Source organism: Rhodococcus sp. IEGM 1366 (genome assembly GCF_033142425.1).
In the GTDB taxonomy this organism is placed as follows: Bacteria; Actinomycetota; Actinomycetes; order Mycobacteriales; family Mycobacteriaceae; genus Rhodococcus_F; species Rhodococcus_F globerula.
Genome location: NZ_JAWLRZ010000002.1, coordinates 201,302 through 221,195, shown reverse-complemented (window position 1 = coordinate 221,195; position 19,894 = coordinate 201,302). Strand labels below are relative to the sequence as shown.

Annotated in this window: 23 protein-coding genes; 11 read left to right on the top strand and 12 right to left on the bottom strand. The window is 62.6% G+C overall.

Annotated elements, in window-relative coordinates:
- Positions 1-83: 83 nt before the first annotated feature.
- Positions 84-1,313 (bottom strand): MFS transporter, encoded by a 1,230-nt coding sequence (locus R4P64_RS06920; RefSeq protein WP_045070522.1) that lies wholly within the window; start codon positions 1,311-1,313, stop codon positions 84-86.
- 90 nt (positions 1,314-1,403) lie between these two features.
- Here R4P64_RS06920 and R4P64_RS06915 point away from each other — a divergent pair, with 90 nt between their 5' ends.
- On the top strand, positions 1,404-2,069 hold the full coding sequence (locus tag R4P64_RS06915) for a FadR/GntR family transcriptional regulator (protein ID WP_033231164.1): 666 nt from the start codon (positions 1,404-1,406) through the stop codon (positions 2,067-2,069).
- A gap of 9 nt (positions 2,070-2,078) precedes the next feature.
- Here R4P64_RS06915 and R4P64_RS06910 read toward each other — a convergent pair whose 3' ends face one another.
- From R4P64_RS06910 to R4P64_RS06900, 3 genes are read right to left on the bottom strand one after another with little or no spacing between them, the layout of a single operon-like run.
- Entirely contained in the window at positions 2,079-2,933 is an 855-nt protein-coding gene (locus R4P64_RS06910; RefSeq protein WP_033231496.1) for a TIGR02569 family protein, read from the bottom strand.
- Positions 2,934-2,980: 47 nt separating this feature from the next.
- On the bottom strand, positions 2,981-4,168 hold the full coding sequence (gene moeZ / locus R4P64_RS06905; protein ID WP_045070524.1) for an adenylyltransferase/sulfurtransferase MoeZ: 1,188 nt from the start codon (positions 4,166-4,168) through the stop codon (positions 2,981-2,983).
- Between the two features lie 23 nt (positions 4,169-4,191).
- A complete protein-coding gene (locus R4P64_RS06900) occupies positions 4,192-5,181 on the bottom strand; it encodes a DUF3152 domain-containing protein (RefSeq protein ID WP_230589980.1) in 990 nt (329 codons plus the stop codon).
- A gap of 395 nt (positions 5,182-5,576) precedes the next feature.
- On the opposite strand from R4P64_RS06900, the gene R4P64_RS06895 reads away from it, so the two are divergent.
- A complete protein-coding gene (locus R4P64_RS06895; RefSeq protein WP_033231167.1) occupies positions 5,577-6,239 on the top strand; it encodes a TetR/AcrR family transcriptional regulator in 663 nt (220 codons plus the stop codon).
- 98 nt (positions 6,240-6,337) lie between these two features.
- Here the strand turns inward: R4P64_RS06895 and R4P64_RS06890 are convergent, their stop codons facing one another.
- Entirely contained in the window at positions 6,338-6,568 is a 231-nt protein-coding gene (locus R4P64_RS06890) for a DUF3107 domain-containing protein (RefSeq protein WP_033231168.1), read from the bottom strand.
- A 105-nt stretch (positions 6,569-6,673) separates the two neighbouring features.
- The gene (locus tag R4P64_RS06885; RefSeq protein WP_033231169.1) at positions 6,674-7,369 is read right to left on the bottom strand and encodes a ferritin-like fold-containing protein; all 696 of its coding nucleotides are present in this window, start codon (positions 7,367-7,369) and stop codon (positions 6,674-6,676) included.
- Between the two features lie 429 nt (positions 7,370-7,798).
- Between R4P64_RS06885 and R4P64_RS06880 the strand changes: the two genes are divergently transcribed.
- Entirely contained in the window at positions 7,799-9,340 is a 1,542-nt protein-coding gene (locus R4P64_RS06880; protein ID WP_233365338.1) for a DEAD/DEAH box helicase, read from the top strand.
- A gap of 9 nt (positions 9,341-9,349) precedes the next feature.
- Entirely contained in the window at positions 9,350-10,552 is a 1,203-nt protein-coding gene (locus R4P64_RS06875) for a PQQ-binding-like beta-propeller repeat protein (protein WP_141484512.1), read from the top strand.
- Between the two features lie 6 nt (positions 10,553-10,558).
- On the opposite strand, the gene R4P64_RS06870 is transcribed toward R4P64_RS06875, so the two are convergent.
- Positions 10,559-11,356 (bottom strand): ParA family protein, encoded by a 798-nt coding sequence (locus R4P64_RS06870; protein WP_045071148.1) that lies wholly within the window; start codon positions 11,354-11,356, stop codon positions 10,559-10,561.
- Positions 11,357-11,440: 84 nt separating this feature from the next.
- Here R4P64_RS06870 and R4P64_RS06865 point away from each other — a divergent pair, with 84 nt between their 5' ends.
- Both R4P64_RS06865 and R4P64_RS06860 read left to right on the top strand, forming a co-directional pair.
- Positions 11,441-12,061 (top strand): acid phosphatase, encoded by a 621-nt coding sequence (locus R4P64_RS06865; protein WP_051730206.1) that lies wholly within the window; start codon positions 11,441-11,443, stop codon positions 12,059-12,061.
- Between the two features lie 5 nt (positions 12,062-12,066).
- The gene (locus R4P64_RS06860) at positions 12,067-12,546 is read left to right on the top strand and encodes a GNAT family N-acetyltransferase (protein ID WP_033231172.1); all 480 of its coding nucleotides are present in this window, start codon (positions 12,067-12,069) and stop codon (positions 12,544-12,546) included.
- A gap of 4 nt (positions 12,547-12,550) precedes the next feature.
- Here the strand turns inward: R4P64_RS06860 and R4P64_RS06855 are convergent, their stop codons facing one another.
- On the bottom strand, positions 12,551-13,021 hold the full coding sequence (locus tag R4P64_RS06855; protein WP_172936064.1) for a hypothetical protein: 471 nt from the start codon (positions 13,019-13,021) through the stop codon (positions 12,551-12,553).
- A 41-nt stretch (positions 13,022-13,062) separates the two neighbouring features.
- Here R4P64_RS06855 and R4P64_RS06850 point away from each other — a divergent pair, with 41 nt between their 5' ends.
- Complete coding sequence (locus tag R4P64_RS06850; RefSeq protein WP_033231174.1) at positions 13,063-14,019, top strand: diacylglycerol/lipid kinase family protein; 957 nt, start codon at positions 13,063-13,065, stop codon at positions 14,017-14,019.
- A gap of 253 nt (positions 14,020-14,272) precedes the next feature.
- Positions 14,273-14,527, top strand: a complete 255-nt coding sequence (locus tag R4P64_RS06845; RefSeq protein WP_003940950.1) for a WhiB family transcriptional regulator — start codon at positions 14,273-14,275, stop codon at positions 14,525-14,527.
- 134 nt (positions 14,528-14,661) lie between these two features.
- Here the strand turns inward: R4P64_RS06845 and R4P64_RS06840 are convergent, their stop codons facing one another.
- Together R4P64_RS06840 and R4P64_RS06835 are read right to left on the bottom strand one after the other, a co-directional pair.
- On the bottom strand, positions 14,662-16,164 hold the full coding sequence (locus R4P64_RS06840) for a sensor histidine kinase (protein WP_033231175.1): 1,503 nt from the start codon (positions 16,162-16,164) through the stop codon (positions 14,662-14,664).
- Between the two features lie 10 nt (positions 16,165-16,174).
- Positions 16,175-16,390 (bottom strand): biotin/lipoyl-binding carrier protein, encoded by a 216-nt coding sequence (locus tag R4P64_RS06835; protein ID WP_033231176.1) that lies wholly within the window; start codon positions 16,388-16,390, stop codon positions 16,175-16,177.
- A 128-nt stretch (positions 16,391-16,518) separates the two neighbouring features.
- Here R4P64_RS06835 and R4P64_RS33985 point away from each other — a divergent pair, with 128 nt between their 5' ends.
- Complete coding sequence (locus R4P64_RS33985; RefSeq protein WP_095887907.1) at positions 16,519-16,593, top strand: 50S ribosomal protein bL37; 75 nt, start codon at positions 16,519-16,521, stop codon at positions 16,591-16,593.
- 90 nt (positions 16,594-16,683) lie between these two features.
- Here R4P64_RS33985 and rsrA read toward each other — a convergent pair whose 3' ends face one another.
- Together rsrA and R4P64_RS06825 are read right to left on the bottom strand one after the other, a co-directional pair.
- On the bottom strand, positions 16,684-16,965 hold the full coding sequence (gene rsrA / locus R4P64_RS06830) for a mycothiol system anti-sigma-R factor (protein WP_033231177.1): 282 nt from the start codon (positions 16,963-16,965) through the stop codon (positions 16,684-16,686).
- Entirely contained in the window at positions 16,962-17,687 is a 726-nt protein-coding gene (locus tag R4P64_RS06825; protein WP_202025927.1) for a sigma-70 family RNA polymerase sigma factor, read from the bottom strand. Before R4P64_RS06825 ends, rsrA begins: the two co-directional genes overlap by 4 nt.
- Positions 17,688-17,828: 141 nt before the next feature.
- On the opposite strand from R4P64_RS06825, the gene ybaK reads away from it, so the two are divergent.
- Positions 17,829-18,323 (top strand): Cys-tRNA(Pro) deacylase, encoded by a 495-nt coding sequence (ybaK, locus tag R4P64_RS06820; protein ID WP_116101553.1) that lies wholly within the window; start codon positions 17,829-17,831, stop codon positions 18,321-18,323.
- A 356-nt stretch (positions 18,324-18,679) separates the two neighbouring features.
- On the top strand, positions 18,680-19,894 hold the full coding sequence (locus R4P64_RS06815) for a hypothetical protein (protein ID WP_317819944.1): 1,215 nt from the start codon (positions 18,680-18,682) through the stop codon (positions 19,892-19,894).

Sequence of the window (19,894 nt, the reverse complement as noted above, 5' to 3'; positions counted from 1 at the left end):
GAAAACGGTTATTGCGCCGGTGCTGCGCGCGGTGACCGAGAAGTCAATTGATCCTCACCCGGTAACAGGACTTGATGTGAGGACTATCGGGCGTGCCAGGAGTCCTCGAGCATCCGCGGCTTGCAGGCCTGATATGCACCGACCAGCACTACGACGACGGCAACGACGAGCAGTCCGAAGGGTGCCGCATATCCATCCGTCGCATCGTGAAACACGCCGAACAGCAACGGTCCGAGGCACGCCACTGTGTAACCGATGCCCTGCGTGAAGCCGGACAATGCCGATGATCCGACGTGCGAACGAGTGCGGAGGTTGATCAGCGTCAGCGCCATCGGGAACGTACTCGGACCAAGACCCAGAACGACAACCCAGACGATCGGCGCGGCCATCGGCGCGAAGTACAGGCCGGCAAAGCCGATCAGATAGCAAGCAGCACAGACGATCACCACGGGGAACGGATTAGCGATACGAGCGCAGAGCGTCGGCGCACCGAAAGCCGCGACCAGACCCATCACCGAGAAGACTCCGACCATGGTTCCACCGAAGGCATCACTGGCACCGGCGTCGGCGAGGATCGACGGAATCCAGGTGAACATCGAGTACGTGATCAGCGAGGTCATACCGAACATGCCGGCCATCCCCCACGCAACGGGTGAACGCCACACCTGACCGCGGCGACTCGCGTCGACTGCCGGTGCAACAACTGTCTCGGCTTCGGCTTTCCGCGAGCGTGCCAGGGTGATCAGCCACGGTACGGCCGCGGCAAAGCCGAATGCAGCCCACCATCCGATGGAGAACCGCCATCCGAAGGCGTCGGCCACGGGAACCGCGACAAATGCCGGAACGATGGTGCCGATCTGCACGGCGACGATGTAGACCGAACTCATGGTGGCAAGACGATCGGAGAAGTATCGCTTGACCAACGGCGGGATCACGACATTGCCGATACCCATGCCCGCCAACGCGAGAGCCGAGAGGGCCAGCAACGACCACGTCTGAGACATCATGGCGCGCAACAGCATTCCGACGGCAGCCATGATCATGGCCAGCAACGCGGTGCGTTCGAGGCCGAGGCGCTTGGCCAGGGCAGGCGTGAGCAGACCGAAGACGGCGAACATCGCCGTCGGCACCATCCCGAAGACACCGACCACCGAACCGGAGAAACCGAACTCGTCTTGGATCTGCGACGCAAGCGGAGAGAACGACGTCACCGCAAGTCGAAGTACGAGCGCAGACATCGCGATGGCAGCGAATACGAGCACACGGCCTTTGACGAGCGGGCGGCGTTCTGTTCTCTCCAGTTGAGCAGTCACCGAGAAATCATAGGATGACCGGACGAAATGACACAAGGGAGATAATCTAGCGTCACCACCGATCAGTTACCGGAAACCGAGGAACACCACGTGCAACCAGTTCGACGCGCCAGCCTCATCTCACAGGTCACCGAACAACTCCGCGACGAAATACGGAGCGGAACGTGGCCCGTCGGAACAAGGATTCCCACCGAACCCGAACTGACCGAACTGACCGGAACCGGGCGGAACACCGTGCGTGAGGCTGTGCAGGCACTCGTGCACGCGGGCATGCTCGAGCGCCGACAGGGCTCGGGAACCTACGTTGTGGCACTCACCGATCTCGGTGGCACCCTCGGCAACTACTTCGCCGGAGCGCACGAGCGCGACGTACTCGAACTGCGTCGAGCACTCGACATCACCGCTGCGACACTCGCCGCCGCCCGGCGCACCGATGACGACGTGGCCGAACTGACACGCCTACTCGCGGTCCGGGCAGCAACCTGGGAGGGTCACGACACCACAGCGGCCGCCGTGGCCGACGCGGCACTGCACCGCGCGATTGTCGCAGCCAGCCACAATGCGGTGTACCTGGAGTTCTACGACTCCCTGCTGCCCGTCATCGAATCAACGATCCATCAGCACATCGACGCCACCGGAGAAGGATTCCACAGCCGGCATCAGAACCTCGTGACGGCGGTCATCGCGGGCGATACACGGGCCGCATCGGATGCAGCGCGTGATCTGTTCGAAGGCCTGGTCGCCGACTTCGGCTGACCACGCGAGCTAGAGAAGCAACCGGACGATATCGGAGGTTCGGGCCAGACCGGGAAACGCGTCCGCCGTCGACCGGGGATGCAGAACATGAACAGCCAATCGGAACATCACGGCTCGAAGCAGCATCTGCGGCCACTCCGGCAGATCCTCCCACCGGCCGACCAGAGCCTCGTCGGCGCCGCCCCACGAGATGGCGTCGACAACCGCGACAGCTGCGGCCCAGGCCGCCGGTCGCCAGTACGGCGTGATGTCGGTGATCCCGGGAGCCATGCTGCCCGAGAACAGAACGGTGCCGAACAGATCACCGTGCACCAATTGATCAGGACTCTGAACCGGTTTACGGAGAGTGGCCAGACCCGCGATCAGTTCGAGGCTCTTTCGCCCGTCGGGAGTCGGCGACTCGAGCTGCTCGACGCCCTTCGCAATTCTCAGCGGAACCGTTTCCCAGGCCGCGCGGTCAGCGGCAACAAACACGTCGACCTCCGCCCACGGTGGGACCGGGGGCTGCGCCAGGAATCGCGGACGCTCCAGCGACGCCGTAGCAGCGTGGAGCCTGCACGACATGGAAACAACCTCGTCGTGCCGCGGTTCAGGCGTTCCGACGATGAAAGTGTCGGCGCGCCAACCGGATACGACATACCTGCCGTCGGTGGATCGGACCGGACGGGCCAAACGCACCCCGTCGACTTCGAGATTCTCACGCACTTTTGCCGACCAGGCCGCGCGCGCATGATCCGCGACGGCAGAGAGGACGACGTCTCCACACAACCAACCGCCGTCCCAATCCGCACCGAGTGGGATGGGCTCGACTTCGCGGAGGCCGAAGGTGGAGCACACGTGCTGGGGAGGTTGGCCTGTGCTCACCACCCCAACGCTACCGGTGCGAACCCGCTACGGGGTGCAAGGCACGCCTAGTAGAGGGGCAGAGAAGTATCCACCTGTTTCGCCCACGCGACCGCGCCGCCCTGCACATGAACGGCATCCGCGAACCCGGCGCTCTTGAGGACGGCAAGCGCCTCAGCCGACCGGATACCGGTTTTGCAGTAAAGAACTATCTGCTTGTTCTGCGGCAACGACGCCAACGCTTCACCCGAGACAATCCGGCCCTTCGGAATCAGAACCGCCCCCGGCAGGTGCATGATGTCCCACTCGACGGGTTCCCGCACGTCAACGAGCTGCAACTCGCGACCGCTCTCGATCAGCTGCGCGAGTTCCGGCGCCGTGATCGTCGACTGCGCCACTGCCGCGCTCGCCTCCTCGGACACCACACCGCAGAACTCGTCGTAATCGATCAGTTCCGTCACCGGCGCCCGCGACGGGTCACGTTGCAACCGAATTGTGCGGAATGTCATCGACAACGCGTCGTACATCATCAGGCGACCGAGCAACGGTTCGCCGATTCCCGTGATCAGTTTCACGGCCTCGGTGGCCATGATCGAACCCACAGTCGCCGGCAGGACACCGAGCACACCACCCTCCGCACACGACGGCACCATGCCTGGCGGCGGAGCTTCGGGGTACAGGTCCCGATAGTTCAGGCCCACACCGCCCGGCGCGTCTTCCCAGAACACGGAGACCTGGCCTTCGAAGCGATAAATCGAACCCCACACGTACGGCTTACCGGCGATGACGGCGGCATCGTTGACGAGGTACCGCGTCGCGAAGTTGTCGGTGCCGTCGAGGATCAGGTCGTACTCGGAGAACAGTTCGACCGCGTTGGAGTTGTCCAGGCGGAACTCGTGCAAGCGCACGTCGACGTGGTCGTTGATCTCGAGGATCGACTCGCGCGCACTGACCGCCTTGGAGCGGCCGACGTCCGAGCGGCCGTGAATGACCTGCCGTTGCAAGTTCGACATGTCGACTTCGTCGAAATCGACGATGCCGATCGTTCCCACTCCCGCCGCAGCGAGGTAGAGCAATGCCGGCGAGCCGAGTCCGCCGGCACCGATGAACAGGACCTTCGCGTTCTTGAGCCGCTTCTGACCCGACATCCCGACGTTCGGAATGATCAGATGCCGGCTGTACCTCGCGACTTCTTCCCGGCTCAACTCAGCGGCAGGCTCCACCAGAGGTGGCAGGACGACGGGTGATGCGGACACGAACGAACTCCTGAATTATCTACTTACGCTCTCGGATACGGCCACGGATTGAAACGGCAGGTCAGTCCGTTCATCGGTACGACGCCGTCGGGATCGAGGACCGCGATGTCGTTATTGGCGGTTCCGAACGTCTGCTGCATCATGATCGGCGCCAAACCACCTTCGGTTTCGCACGGCTGATGTTGGGCGTATCCAATGGCATGGCCGACTTCGTGGTTGATCTGATACTGCCGGTACGAACCGATGTCACCCTGGAACGAGATTGCTCCGCGAACCCATCGCGGCTCGTTGAGCAGGACTCGATCCATACCCGGGTTGTAGCACGAGCCTTCGAGTTCGATCTCGTATCCACAGCCGTCGCGAATGGTCATCTGAGAAGTCAACGAGATGCGGAAATCGGGCGAACCGGAATCGATACGCCGGAATGCGACCTTCGGATCGTTGGTCCAACTCTTGGGATTGGCCAGCGTCTGATCGATCATCCGGCCGTACGACTCGTCGCCGCCGAATCCGGTGGTGTCGACGCCGTCCTCGATTTCGACGGTGTACGTGAACTCACGCTCGGTGCCCTGCCCGACCTTGCCCGTAGTTCCGGGGACTATGTGCCACGTGCCACCACCGGTGACCGCAAACGGTCCCCCATCCGGAAGTGCTCCGGATGGTATCGATGCCGCGAACTCGCCGTCGGCAGCCGGCGGAGCCCCGATGACATCGGTCCCGTCGGTGCTGTGCGCGAGGTCGGCAGTAGCCGTCGTAGACGAAGAGGAATCCGTGACGGGGTCCGCACGCAGAGCGTCGAAGATGACAAAAATCGTCAGAATCGCGAGCACGGGAATCGCGTACGCACGCCACCCGTACGTCGCAACGAACTTGCCGAGCCGACTCTGCTTACGGGCACTGCGATCCGGCCGTGGGGTGCGTGGGGTCTTGCCCACCTGCCTCTTCGTGGGATCCCACTGCGCTCGCAACGGCTGGTGCGACGCAATTCCTCGGTAGTCGCGCTCTCCGTACATCCGGTCCTCGTGCGCACGGCTCTCACCGTCCTGGTTGCCCCACGGCTCGCTCACTCCGCTGCGCATTCGAAGCTCGTCACGGTCAGGGTTCTGCGTAGTTCGTCCACGCATGCGCGGTCCCCCTGGGTCAGTCACGGCTCCAGAATCTCACATCCCGCAAGCGGCAGGCTCCGACCGCACGAAACCCGCAGGCAAGGGCGTGTCAGATGTGCCATCCACCACATCACGCCGCGCGAGGTTCCGCTTGCCGAGACGAAAAAACGCGAGCGCGCGACACACGGTATCGTTCATGCAGCTACGGCTGATGTGACGGAGGATACTGGCGAGTACGCATTCGCGACTCGACATATTCGTGCCGCGGCCGAATTTTACTTTTGCTCAGATTGGACAGCGACATGACAGAACTCGCGGATCGGACAGAATCCGATCGCGGTACATCGGCCGGTAAGCCGGCTGGAACCCGTCGCAGCACCCGCCTTCCGCGAGATGCACGCCGGCTCCAGCTCCTCGCCGCTGCCAGCGAGGTGTTCGTAGCCAACGGCTACCACTCTGCGGGTATGGACGAGATCGCCGAATGCGCAGGCGTGAGCAAGCCGGTCTTGTACCAGCATTTCCCAGGCAAACTCGAACTGTATGTAGCGGTTCTGCAGAGTTACGTCGACAGCCTTATCTCCGGTGTCCGCCAAGCCCTGCGCTCTACCACCGACAACAAACAACGTGTGCGTGCCGCTGTTCAGGCATTCTTCGATTTTGTCGACAACGATTCACAGGGCTTCCGCCTCGTCTTCGAGTCCGACATCATGGGTGAGCCGCAGGTGCAGACGCGGGTCGAGCAAGCCACCGAAGCGTGCGTCGACGCAGTCTTCGACCTGGTCAGCCACGATTCCGGCCTCGACCCCTACCGGGCGCGCATCCTTGCCGTCGGCCTGGTCGGCGCCAGCCAGTTCACGGCTCGCTACTGGCTGGAAGCCGCTCGCCCGATCCCCAAGGAAGAAGCCATCGAAATCACGGTGACCCTGGCCTGGGGCGGTCTCTCGAGAGTGCCCTTGCAGTCCTGAAGACACAGCAGTCCTGATCTTTACGGCAGTCCTGTTTCTTGCAGAAAAGGGCGGGCAGTCTCAGCTGAGACTGCCCGCCCTTTTTCTTACCTAACGCATCAGACGGTAGGCGCAAACCCAACCTTGCGGATATCGGACGGACCGATTTCCACATATGCGACGCGGCTCGCCTGCACCAGGAACTTGCGGCCCTTGTCGTCGACGAGCGAAAGAACCGGCTCGCCGCCACCGAGGACGCCTGAGACCAATGCCTCAACCTCGTCCGGGGTCTGTTCGCTGTTGACGATGAGCTCACGCGGGCTGTCGATTACACCGATCTTGACCTCCACGGTCAACCTCCGAACTGTTCGTGAAATACATCAGCTGTCCTGGCCAGGCTAATGCAGCATCACTCCCACATGCTCGCTGCCGCGCTGTGCCGATAGCGAACAGGCTCAGACCAGTCCGAGCGTGGCCATGCGCTCGGCATGCTTTTCCTGCATACCGTCGAACAATGCGACCACACCGTTGAGATCACCGGAGGCCGAAATCACCAGGTCCGTCAGATCGTCGCGCTGCGCGAGAACAAACTGTGCCTGCGTGATCGCCTCACCGAGCAGCCGGCGTCCCCACAGCATGAGGCGGTCCTTGACCCGGCTGCTCGACTCCACGGCTGCCTTCACTTCGAGGACCACGAATTCGGAATGCCCGGTCTGGGAGAGAACGTCCTCGACGATCTCGGCCACGTCTTCCGGTAGCGAATGACCGATTTCCCGATAGAAGTCGGCGGCAATTCCGTCGCCGACATAGGCCTTCACGAGGGATTCCATCCACGTCGACGGGGTGGTCGACGCGTGGTAGTTGTCCAGCGCGCGAACGAATGGATCCATGACCGCAAAGATCTCGTGCCCACGTTCCGTCAGAGCCGCGCTCAACGTCTCGAAGTGCGCCATCTCCGCCGCTGCCATGCTGGCAAAAGCAACCTTTCCATGCAGGTCAGGAGCCATCTGCGCGTCCTCGGACAAGCGATAGAACGCTGATATCTCGCCGTACGCGAGCACCGCGAACAAATCGATCACGCCGGGATGGTCGGAAGGCACCCGGCCGGCGGTTCCAGTGTCAGTCGAAGCATCAAGATCGTGTGCGCCCATGCCTACGAACTCTAGTGCCACATCCCCGCCCGGTCCCCTCGATCACCACATGTCGACAGGGGTGATCTAGGCCATGCTTTGCTGGGAATTGCCCGGTTACCGTTACAATGGTTTCGGGAGTCCGCTTAGTTTCCCCCGCCCGTTCATTCAGCGGGGATGATCTAGTACTCACGGACCCCACAGATAATGTGCGCGCACCTGCATCGAAGGTTGTTGCCCGCTTCGCCGAGATTTCACGGACGGCATCAGAACATCGGTCCGCGAAACCCCAGTGCTGAGGCGTAGGCAGAGCCGACGAACAAGAGGGCATCGACTTCGGCCGATTTACGGCCAGGCCCCTTACCTTGTGCGTGCGTACCGCAACGAGGAAAGGCTAGTCCCCTGAGCAAGATCACGATCGACCACGAAGACGAAGCAACAGAAAACACCGTGTCAGTTCAGCTCGACGACACTCATGTACCCCCGACGTTTGCCGAACTCGGCGTTCGCGACGAAATCGTCCGCGCGCTGAACGAGATCGGCATCGAACGCACTTTTGCCATCCAGGAACTCACACTTCCGTTGGCTCTCGCCGGCGACGACCTCATCGGTCAGGCCCGCACCGGAATGGGCAAGACCTTCGGTTTCGGCGTCCCGCTGCTGCACCGCATCGCCACTGCCTCCAACGGCACCGCTGCCCTCGACGGCACGCCCCGCGCCTTGATCATCGTCCCGACCCGCGAACTGTGCATCCAGGTTGCTCGCGACCTCGAGAACGCCAGTAAGTACCTCCGCGTCGGCGATCGCGGTCTCCAGGTTCTGCCCATCTACGGCGGCCGTCCCTACGAAGCTCAGATCTCGGCACTCCAGAAGGGCGTCGACGTTGTTGTCGGCACCCCGGGCCGCCTGCTCGACCTCGCGAACCAGTCGCACCTGATTCTCGGCAAGGTCGGCGTTCTCGTACTCGACGAAGCCGACGAAATGCTCGACCTCGGCTTCCTGCCCGACATCGAACGCCTCATGGGCATGGTCCCCGATAAGCGTCAGACGATGCTGTTCTCCGCAACGATGCCGGGCCCGATCATCACCCTGGCGCGTACCTTCCTGACGCAGCCGACGCACATCCGTGCCGAGGAAGCCGAATCGTCCGCCGTGCACGATCGCACGAGCCAGCACATCTACCGTGCGCACGCACTCGACAAGGCCGAGATGGTCGCCCGCGTGCTGCAGGCCGAAGGTCGCGGCGCAACCATGATCTTCACCCGCACCAAGCGCACCGCCCAGAAAGTCGCCGACGATCTCGCCGAGCGCGGCTTCTCTGTCGGTGCCGTCCACGGTGACCTCGGACAGATCGCCCGTGAAAAGGCCCTGAAGGGCTTCCGTAACGGCAAGGTCGACGTTCTTGTCGCCACCGACGTCGCTGCTCGCGGTATCGACATCGACGACGTCACCCACGTCATCAACTACCAGTGCCCCGAGGACGAGAAGACGTACGTCCACCGCATCGGCCGTACCGGCCGAGCAGGACGCACCGGTATCGCCGTCACGCTGGTCGACTGGGACGACATCCCTCGCTGGCAGCTCATCGACAAGGCACTGAGTCTCGGAATTCCCGACCCGGTCGAGACGTACTCGAGCTCGCCGCACCTGTACGAAGAGCTGTCCATCCCGGCCGACGCGAAGGGCACCGTCCGCAAGGCTGCGCCTGCGAAGGCGCAAGCTGCGCCCGAAAAGGCGAACGCGGACACGAAGGCTGCTGCCGACACCGACGGAAGCGAAGAGAAGGCCGCTCCTCGTCGCAACCGGACCCGTCGCCGTACCCGGGCCGGCAGCGAATCAGCTGACGCAACTCAGACAACTGCACCCACGGCGGATGCTGCTGCACCCGCCGACGATGCTGCCACGTCAGCCGATTCCGACGCCGCATCCAAGCCGCGCCGTCGCCGTCGTCGTCGCCCGGCGCAGGCCGTTGCGGCAGCCGCAGCAGAGTAAGCTCCCCATGTGCTGGCACCTGAACGGCGTACTCGCTCTGATGTAATCGCGGCTCTCGGTATCGCGCTGGCCGTGATCGTGGCGGTGACCGTGGTGTGGTTGCGCAGTGATGCGCGCGGAACCACCTCGGTCACCGCTGACACGGCTCTCCCTCCGCTGACGACGTCCGCGGTTCTTCCGGACATTCTGCGCGAGGTGTGGGCGTTCCCGAGCGCGGACTCCACAGCTCCGATCGCCGTGGGCAACGCCGCAGTCACAGCGGACGGCTCCGACGTCGTCGGCCGTGACCCCGCCACCGGGGACGAAGTGTGGCGCTACTCGCGCAACTATCCACTGTGCGGAGCTATCGGTTCCTGGGATCGAGTCGTGGCGGTATACCAGGACGACCGTGGGTGCTCACAAGTCACCTCGCTGGTAGCCGACACCGGAGCACGTAAAGACCAGCGCAACAGTGACGCCGATCCGGCGGTCACCTTGTCGGCCGACGGCACCTATGTCATCTCCCTCGGTGACACCCGCATGGAACTGTGGCGCTCGGACCTTGTGCGCACGCTCGAGTACGGCCGCGTCGACGCCCCGGTCAATCCCAACAAGCAACCGCACGCAGGTTGCGAATTACTCAGCGCCGCTTCAAGTTCCAGCCGCGTGTCCGTCCTCCAGAAATGCGAGGGCGACGCATCGAACCGTCTGACGATCATGAATCCCGCCCCGAAGGATGCTCAGGAACCACAGGAATACGGCACGGTCGTGCTTCCGGATTCCGAGGGTGCCCGCGTCGTCGCCGTGTCCGGTGAGAAGACCGCCGTCTATCTACCCGGCGCAAACGGAACCGTCTCTCGCCTCAGCATTTTCGACGGCGCCGGCACCGCACTGGTCGACTACCCCGTGAACGGCGTCGACTCTCAGCGCGCAACCCTCCGCACCGACAAGAACAGCATCACGTGGTGGACGGGCACCCAGACGATCAATCTTCGATCGAACGACTTGACCCCCACCTGGATCGTCGAGGGAACTGCCGGTCCGGGCACGCTGGTCTCCGATCAGCTTCTTGTTCCCGTACCCAACGGAATTGCCGTGATCAACCCCACCGACGGCGCCGTCATCCGCATGATCGGCGTCGACCGCGGCGACGTCACGTCACCGATCGTCATCGCGAGCGCCGGCGACACCATTCTCGAACAGCGCGACGGCACCCTGGTTGCGCTGCGCTGACTTGCCTCAGACCGTCGGGTCCGGCACAAAGGTGACGATTTCGCTTCCCGCCCAATGCTTTACAAGGTTCGCCGCCAGATCGCGATAGGCGTCGGCCCCCTTGTTCTTCCGGCCGGCCAATACCGTCGCACCGGACGCCGACGCCTCGGCGAACTTTACCGTCCGCGGGATCGGCGGAGCGAGCACCGGCAGTGAGTAGCGGTCGCTCACATCTGCGAGGACGTCGCGGCTGTGTGTAGTCCGAGCGTCGTACAGCGTCGGCAATGCACCGAGCAGAACCAGGTCGGGGTTGGTGATCGCCTGCACTTCGCGCACCGTACGCAGAAGCTGCCCCACACCGCGATGCGCCAGCGTTTCGCATTGCAGCGGAACAAGAACCGACTGCGCGGCAGTCAATCCGTTGAGCGTCAACACACCCAACGAGGGCGGGCAGTCGATGATGACGACGTCGTAGTTCCCGAGCAGCGGAGACAGCGCACGCTTGAGCGCGAACTCTCGGCCCGGACGCATCAGCAGGAGCGCTTCCGCTCCCGCCAGATCGATGGTTGCCGGCAGAAGATCCATGCCGTCACCGGTAGACAGGATCGCATCGGCGGCGTCGAGATCACCGGCCAGGACTTCGTTGACCGAACGTTCGAGCCGATCGGGATTGTGCCCGAGCGAGAACGTCAGGCACCCCTGAGGATCAAGATCCACCACCAGTACACGTTGACCGATAGCGGACAGAGCCGCACCGAGGGAGGCGACGGTCGTGGTCTTGGCCACGCCGCCCTTTTGATTTGCCACTGCGAGAACCGTCGTCACAGATAGATCCTTGCGCATTTCGAGCGAAGAGGCGAACGCTACACGCGGATGTCGTGTCACGAGTTGTCCTGCAATGATGGGCACATGGCCTCCTCGGTTCGCAGCACCGTCACGTCCAATCCCCGCGTCATTCTCTTGCGTCACGGCGAAACCGAATGGGCCCGCAGCGGTAAGCACACCAGTCGCACCGAAGTCCCGCTCACCGCGCTCGGCGAGATCCAGGCCACCGCCACCGGTAATCGCATTCGAGCACTCGGCCTCCGCAATCCCATGATCCTGACCAGCCCACGGCTGCGCGCCCAGCGCACGGGCGAGCTCGCAGGGCTGCCGGACGAGCAGACCTGGGATGCATTGTCCGAGTGGGATTACGGCGACTACGAGGGACTCACCACGCCTGAAATTCGCACAAGCGTCCCCGATTGGACGGTGTGGAGTCATCCCTGCCCGGGCGGCGAGCATGCCGACGAGATCGGCGCCCGCACGGACATGGTGCTCAGCCTGGTGACGTCTCAGCTGGCCGAACGGGACGTCATCCTGATCGGGCACGGGCATTTCTCCCGCGCTCTCATCGCGCGGTGGCTCGAACTGCCCGTCTCCGAGGGCCGACGATTTGCCCTCTCCCCCGGCGCCTACTCGGTGCTCGGGTACGAACACGGATCGACACATCTCCTGCACCACAACGTGCCACCGCTCGTGGAAGGCTGAGTGCCATGATCCGACGCGCCACTCCCGCCGATGTCCAGCCGATCACCGACATGATCTACGAACTTGCCGATTATCAGAAGGCGCTCGACGAGTGCACCGTCAAACCCGCTCAGATCGGCGAAGCACTTTTTGGTGATGCGGCGTCCGCTTTTGCCCATGTCGCGGTCTCCGAGAGCGGAGATGTTGTCGGTATGGCGCTGTGGTTCCGCAATTTCTCGACCTGGGAAGGCGTCTACGGCATCTACCTCGAAGACTTGTACGTGAAGCCCTCCGAGCGCGGATCAGGCCACGGCAAAGCCTTGTTGGCTGCTCTCGCGAAGGAATGCACGGACAACAACTACTCACGCCTGTCGTGGTCGGTGCTCAACTGGAACACATCGTCCATCGGGTTCTACGAATCACTCGGCGCCGAGGCGAAAACCGAGTGGACCACCTACCGACTGACCGGCGACCACCTGGGTTCGTTGGCCGCGCAGGCTCGCTAGAGCGTCAGCTGTCGGTCTTGTCCCGACCCTCCGTCGTTTCGGTCTCCTCGGTCGCGATCTCGTCGGAGAATGATCCGTACTCCAGTGCCATCCACTTGGACGTGGGCGCGGAGAACAGGAAAACCAGCGTCACGAGAACAACCGCTCCGAGGACAACACCGAGAAATACCTGGTGCGAGTCGGTCAAAAGCGACCAGGCAACCGGCAGAAGCAGCAACTGCGCAACGACGGCAATCGCGCGTCCCCACCGCCGACCCGTCAGCAGCGCGATACCGGCAGCCAACACGGCACCACCGAGAATTGCCACCCACGCGGCAAACCCGTAACCGTTGGTCACGCTCTGGTCGTGCCCGGTCAGACCCCGAATTACGGCGACTACGGCAAAGCCGGCCGCAACCAGACCTTGCAGCGTCACGAGGGCACCCGCCCACCTGACTGTGTTGGGAAGGGTATTCGGACTGGCAGTATTCGGCACGAGACCAGCCTAGAACACGACACCGGATAGGCTCATGCCCCGTGCGCGCACTGCTGATCGTCAATCCCAATGCCACCTCGACCACCGCGGCCGGTCGTGATCTGTTGGCTCACGCTCTCGAGAGTCGGGTGCGACTGACCGTGACGCACACAACCCATCGTGGTCACGCCGCCGAACTCGCGCGGCAAGCGCACGAAGACGGTTTCGGTGTGGTGATCGTCCACGGCGGCGACGGCACCGTCAACGAAGTGGTCAACGGCCTCCTCGGATCGCCGCATCCGACATCGATGAAAGCCGTGCCCGTAGGACCCATTCCGACCGTCGCGGTTGTTCCCGGTGGATCCGCCAACGTGTTTGCCCGTTCACTGGGCATTGCACCCGATCCTGTCGATGCCACCAATCAACTGATCGATCTCTTGAGCGAGCGGACTCGTCGACGCATCGGACTTGCCCACGCAGACAACCGATGGTTCACGTTCAACGCCGGGATGGGCCTCGACGCCGATGTGTGCGAGGCCGTCGACGCCAGTCGTAAGAACGGTGATCCCGCGACGCCGAGTCGATACGTGCGCACCGCGATCGCCGCGTTCTTCCGGGCCAAGCGAGCCGAACCTGCACTGACGGTCCAGCTTCCGGGTCAGGATCCCATTCCGGGCGTCCACTATGCATTCGTGTCCAATTCCAGCCCGTGGACCTATCTCGAAGCGCGCCCCGTACACACCAATCCCGGAACGACTTTCGACTCCGGGCTCGGACTCTTCGCGATGACGAGCACCAAAGTCCTTCCCTCCCTGAAGGTTGTCCGGCAACTGTTGGCGAAGGGCGCAGAGCCGAAATCGAAAGTCCTCGTACGGACCGACGACGTCGCGGCCATCACCATCGAGTCGTCACGGCCGATCGGTTTTCAAATGGACGGAGATTTCATCGGACTTCGCAAATCGGTCGAATTTACCGCCGTACCGGACGCACTCGAGGTCTTCGCTCCACTGCCTGCGTGATCCACACAACTGTCTTGACCTGCAAAAACAGTGGAAAACCGTCATTGCGCTCCGGTAAAATGCCGATGACTACAAGGTTGCCAATCGGTACGTCCGATTTTAGTGAGTTGGCCCACGAACCTGTCCAAATCTATTGACATACCGCGAGTTCGTGAAAGCATTCACAAGTAACAGTGCGGAAACATTGATTACGCACACACAAACTCATTGGTACCAAACGGTGTATTCACACCCAGCTTAAGGAGCGAAAAAGATGGACTGGCGCCACAACGCAATCTGTCGCGACGAGGATCCCGAACTGTTCTTCCCGGTGGGAAACAGCGGACCGGCCCTCGCACAGATTGCTGATGCCAAGGTTGTCTGCAACCGCTGCCCCGTCACCGCCGAATGCTTGTCCTGGGCTCTCGAGTCCGGTCAGGATGCAGGCGTGTGGGGCGGAATGAGCGAAGACGAGCGTCGCGCTCTCAAGCGTCGTAACGCACGCACTCGCGCACGCACTTCCGTCTAGGCAAGTACTCGAGTACTTCAGACGTCCGACGCGAACGCGAGTACAGCTCCTCCCGTTTTGCCGTCGAAGACGACAGCCCGGCACACCATGGTGCCGGGCTTTTTGTCTGCTCGAAATATCGCGATCGATGCGAATCAGTAACGCGCACTTCGCCTGCCGAGCGGCACACGGAGAACCGCATCGGTTCCGCCACCACTTCCCGGGTGCAATCCGAGTGAACCTCCGAGTTCTGCACCGAGCAGTGTCCGCACGATCTGCAAGCCCAGACGGTCGGATTTCTCGAGACTGAAACCCGCAGGCAAACCACGCCCGTTGTCGTGGATAATCACGTCCAGCCACCGCGCCGAACGCTCCGCACTGAGAGTCACGGTGCCCGCGACGCCAGGATCGAACGCGTGCTCTATCGCGTTCTGTACCAACTCCGTCAGCACCATCACCAGCGGCGTCGCTCGCTCGGCGGAGAACACTCCGAAACTACCCTCACGCCGGATCGTCACGGGCGCACCGACTCCCGCGACATCGGAGAGCATCGGAACCAACCGGTCGATCACCTCGTCGAGGTCGACCTCCTCGTCCACCGACATCGACAACGTGTCGTGCACCAACGCGATCGACGTAACGCGTCGTACCGATTCGGTCAAGGCCTGGCGTGCTTCGTCATTGCCGGTTCGCCGAGCCTGCAGGCGCAACAGCGCCGCGACGGTCTGCAAGTTGTTCTTCACACGATGATGAATTTCGCGGATGGTCGCGTCCTTGCTGAGCAGGGCACGATCTCGCCGCTTCACCTCGGTGACGTCGCGGACGACAACAGCAGCCCCCACATGGCGTCCACCCGGTTTGAGGACCAATGCACGCAGCAACACCGTGGCACCACGCGCTTCGATCTCCATCCGTCGACCGGGCTTGTCCGCCAAAGTGTCTCGGATGTAGCCGGCAGCCTCTTGCGATTCGAACGGGTCGGTCACCAACATCCGCGTCACCGCGGCGAGATCCTGGCCCACCAGGTCCGCACTCAACCCCATGCGGTGATAGGCGGACAACGCATTCGGGCTCGCGTACACCACCCGCCCCTCGGTATCGAGCCGGATGAAACCGTCGCCCGCACGCGGACTCGAGTTGGTATCCGAACGCGATTCCCGAACCGGGAACGTGCCGTCGCTGATCATCTGACACAGGTCGGCAGCGCAATCCAGATACGCCACTTCCAACGGACTCTGCGCCCGCTGATGCGAGAGGTTGGTATCGCGACTCAGGGCGGCAATGACACGGCCGTCCAATCGCACCGGCAATGCCTCCCGGCGCGGCGGCATACCTTCGCGCCAGTCAGCGTCCTCCGTCCGCACCACCTGTCCCTCGACCAACGCGCGCAGAACCTGCGGATGCTCGGACTCCGACACAAGGGTCCCGACAGCGTCTTCCGGGAATGCCGTCGACGCGGTGGTCGGGCGGCAATGCGCGACGCAGATCACGCTTCCGGACGGCGCGGACTGATCCGATTCGGCGGCCACCCACAGCAGGACGTCGGCGAAGGAGAGGTCGGCGAGGAGTTGCCACTCGCCCACCACCCGTTGCAGATGATCGACGGCGGTGCCGGGTAGGTCGGTGTGTTCTGCCAGGAGGTCGCTGAGAGTGGACATTCGCGAACGCTTAGGAGATCACGGCGATCAAGTCGCCTTGCTGGATGACATCGCCGACCTTGACTCCCACGGTGGTGACGGTGCCCGCAACCTCCGCCAGCACCGGAATCTCCATCTTCATGGACTCCAGGATGACCAGCGTGTCGCCGTCCGCGACAACATCGCCCTCACTCACGACAACCTGGAACACCGTGGAAACCATTTCCGCGCGCACGTCTTCTGCCATCGTGAACCTCACTTCTGCCGAGAACCGGTAGGACTTCCGCCGCCGGGAGACCCGATCGACCTGCCAATGGAACCACACCGAGGTGGGCGTGAAAGAATGACGCGAAAGAAACAGAAGGGAGACCAATCATGGGTAAGCGCGGTCGTAAGAAGCGTAGCCGTAAGGGCAGTGCAGCTAACCATGGCAAGCGTCCAAACGCCTGACATGTAGTGCACCGACAACAAGGGGCGGGGAAGCAGTCTTTGCTTCCCCGCCCCTTGTTGTTGTTGACGTCTCAGACGCCCCCAGCCGGACTATTTGTCGGTTTCGGTACTCGTCACGATGATCGTGCGTCGCAACTCGATGGTGAGCCTCTGACGGAGGCTCTCGGGCGCATGCTCGCCACCGCACTTGCGGCTGATCAAACTCTTGACCTTCTCCTCGATTCCGTACGCTGCGAGGCAGGAACCACAATCGTCGATGTGTCGCTGCAGACGCGCACGACTGGCATCGTCGCATTCACCGTCGAGCATCAACCACACGTCGGCAATGACCGCTGAGCAGTCGAGCCTTTCGAATTCGTCCTGCGTGCTCATCGGGTAACACCTTCCGCTTCGGCAGCTACGTCCTTCTCGCCCCGGTTGAACCCGCGGTCCTTCGCGACGTCGCCCAACAATCCGCGCAACTGCTTACGTCCGCGATGCAGCCGTGACATCACCGTTCCGATGGGCGTGCCCATGATCTCCGCGATTTCCTTGTACGGGAAACCCTCGACGTCCGCGTAGTACACCGCCATGCGGAACTCTTCCGGCAGCTCCTGCAGAGCGGCCTTGATGTCGTCGTCGGGAAGCGCGTCGAGCGCCTCGACCTCAGCGGAACGCAGCCCGGTCGACGTGTGCTCCGCCGTAGCAGCCAACTGCCAGTCGGTGATCTCGTCGGTCGGATACTGCGCCGGCTGACGCTGCTTCTTCCGATACGAGTTGATGTACGTGTTGGTGAGAATCCGGTACAGCCACGCCTTGAGATTGGTTCCGTCACGGAACGATCGGAAAGCCGTGTACGCCTTGATGTACGTCTCTTGAACCAGGTCCTCGGCATCCGAGGGATTACGCGTCATACGCAGCGCGGCACCGTAGAGCTGGTCGAGCAAAGGCAGCGCGTCCCGCTCGAAACGGGCAATCAACTCATCCGCAGTTTCGGGCGTTTCGGACGCAACGGCATCGGCAGGTTCGGTGACCTCCGACTGTTCGTCCTTGGGCCGGTCGTGTTCCAGCACTCTGATCCCTTCACTAGCCGTGGGGATCAAGGTTACCGCCATCGTCAGTTCCGACCTATGGGCCGGTCGTGGCTCGCACACAGCCAGCACGGTCGCTCCTTCACTTTTTCCGGATGGATCAACCAGTACCAACACCACTGCCTCGGACTACATTCCCCGCGCTTCTGGACATAGGGTGTCGTCATGGCCGGAACTGCGACCCCTGCGACCAAACTCCTCGAGAAGTCGAAGACCGCCCATCAGGTTCACAGCTACGACCACGACCCGCGCGCGGAATCCTTCGGCGACGAGGCGGTCACCGCCCTGGCCGGGGCTGTCGGTGTCACGGCAGATCAGATATTCAAGACTCTGGTCATCAAGCTCGACACCGGGAAACTGGCCGTTGCCGTACTCCCCGTCCCGAACAAACTCTCGCTGAAAGCCGCTGCCGCCGCGCTCGGCGCAAGCAAAGCCGTCATGGCCGACCGCGCCGACGCAGAGCGCTCGAGCGGCTATGTCTTCGGTGGCATCTCCCCGCTGGGGCAGCGCAAGAAACTGCCGACGGTGATCGATGCGTCAGCACTCGAGTGGGATCGCGTCCTGTGCAGCGCGGGCCGGCGCGGACTCGAAATCGAACTGGCACCTGGCGACCTTGTCGATCTGTGCGGCGCGACGACAGCGTCGATTACTGCCGGCTGACAATTACTCGAACAGAGCCGTGGGCCTAAAGTCCCGAATCCGCCTACACCTAAGGTCCCGTCGATAGCCAGTCGGCGGGACGTTTCCCGGAGAGATTCACCCCCGAAATCACCCTTTGCAACGCATCCGAAATATGTTCCGACGCAATGGATTAGCGCATTTCTGTGAAATGGCGCACGATCAGCAAATCGGACTTGACGGACATAGCGACCATCGAGTTACCTAGTAATTGAAGGATTGATCAACTACCCACCGCCATCGGCACACTCTTCGATTCGACCTGCCCGGCCTTGCTGTGCCGTGCGTCCATCCGAGCCTGTGCGCCGCCGCTTTCGGGACCGAAAGGCCATACTGTCGTGAACAATCAGCGCGGACGTACCAAGATCTACGCAGCAGCAGTAGCCGTCGCCAGTTTCACCGCATTCGCGGCTGCGGCTCCGGCAGCGGCAACAGATGGCGACAACGGCGAGGCGACAACGGCGCAGACAACCGCCGAGTCACCCTCCACCACCGAGTCGGCAACGCCTTCCGAGTCCACGCCAGCAACAACTCCAGCAACGTCGTCGGCAACTTCGGAGACCACAACGGCAGCGACCACAACCCCCTCGGTAAGCACAACAACGCTGTCGGTTGCCGCAAAGTCGACCCCGACGTGGACCACGCCGACAGACGGCATCGCCGCAGGTGGGCGCGAATATTCCGTCTCTCCCGGAACCGTGACGGTCTACTACCCCGACGGGCAGAGCGCTGCGATGGGCCAGCACATCAACCTGACGATCACGAACCCCGACACCGGCGAGACCATGCAACTGGGGACACACATCGACGGCAACGGGCAGTGGACCGAAAAGTTCATCGGTCAATCCCCCTGGGTGCTCGATATTTCCTCACACCCGAACTTCCCGGGGTGGGAGAACTTCGATATCACCTGGGTGCAGGTCGACGGCCAGAACTACCACTACGGCGAGCACGGTGAACCGCCGATGCCCTCCGATCCCAAGACACCCGAAACAACAACCAGCACAACAACACCCGTGACCACCACAACGGTGACGACAACCCCCGTCACAACAACACCCGTCACGACCACCACCGAAGTAACGACCACAGAACCGACCACCACCACGGTCACCACCGAACCGACCACCACCGAAGTAACGACGACGGAACCGACCACCACGACGTCTGCGCGAGTCACCACGTCGTCCGCAGTGTCGACACCGTCGGCAACGTCGATTCCCACAACCACCACTCGGGTGATCGTTCTTCCCCCGATTCTCGTGGGAATCCCGAAGATCGACGGTGGGACCCCGGCGCCCACGACGGGACCGTCGAAGGAACCGGTGTACGTGGTCACTACCCCCGAGGGGTACAAGGTCCACGGTTACGACGATCCGCAGGGCACATTTGTACCTCTGGCCTACGACGACGCTCTGGTGTTCCAGACCGGGGCAGGTGAGTCCACCGGACCGTCCGGTGTGCTGATCGCCGGAATCGGCGGCGCGGCATTGCTGGTCTCCGCCGCGGGTGCATTTGTTTTGCGCCGTAAGAATGCGCCGAACCAGCACTGA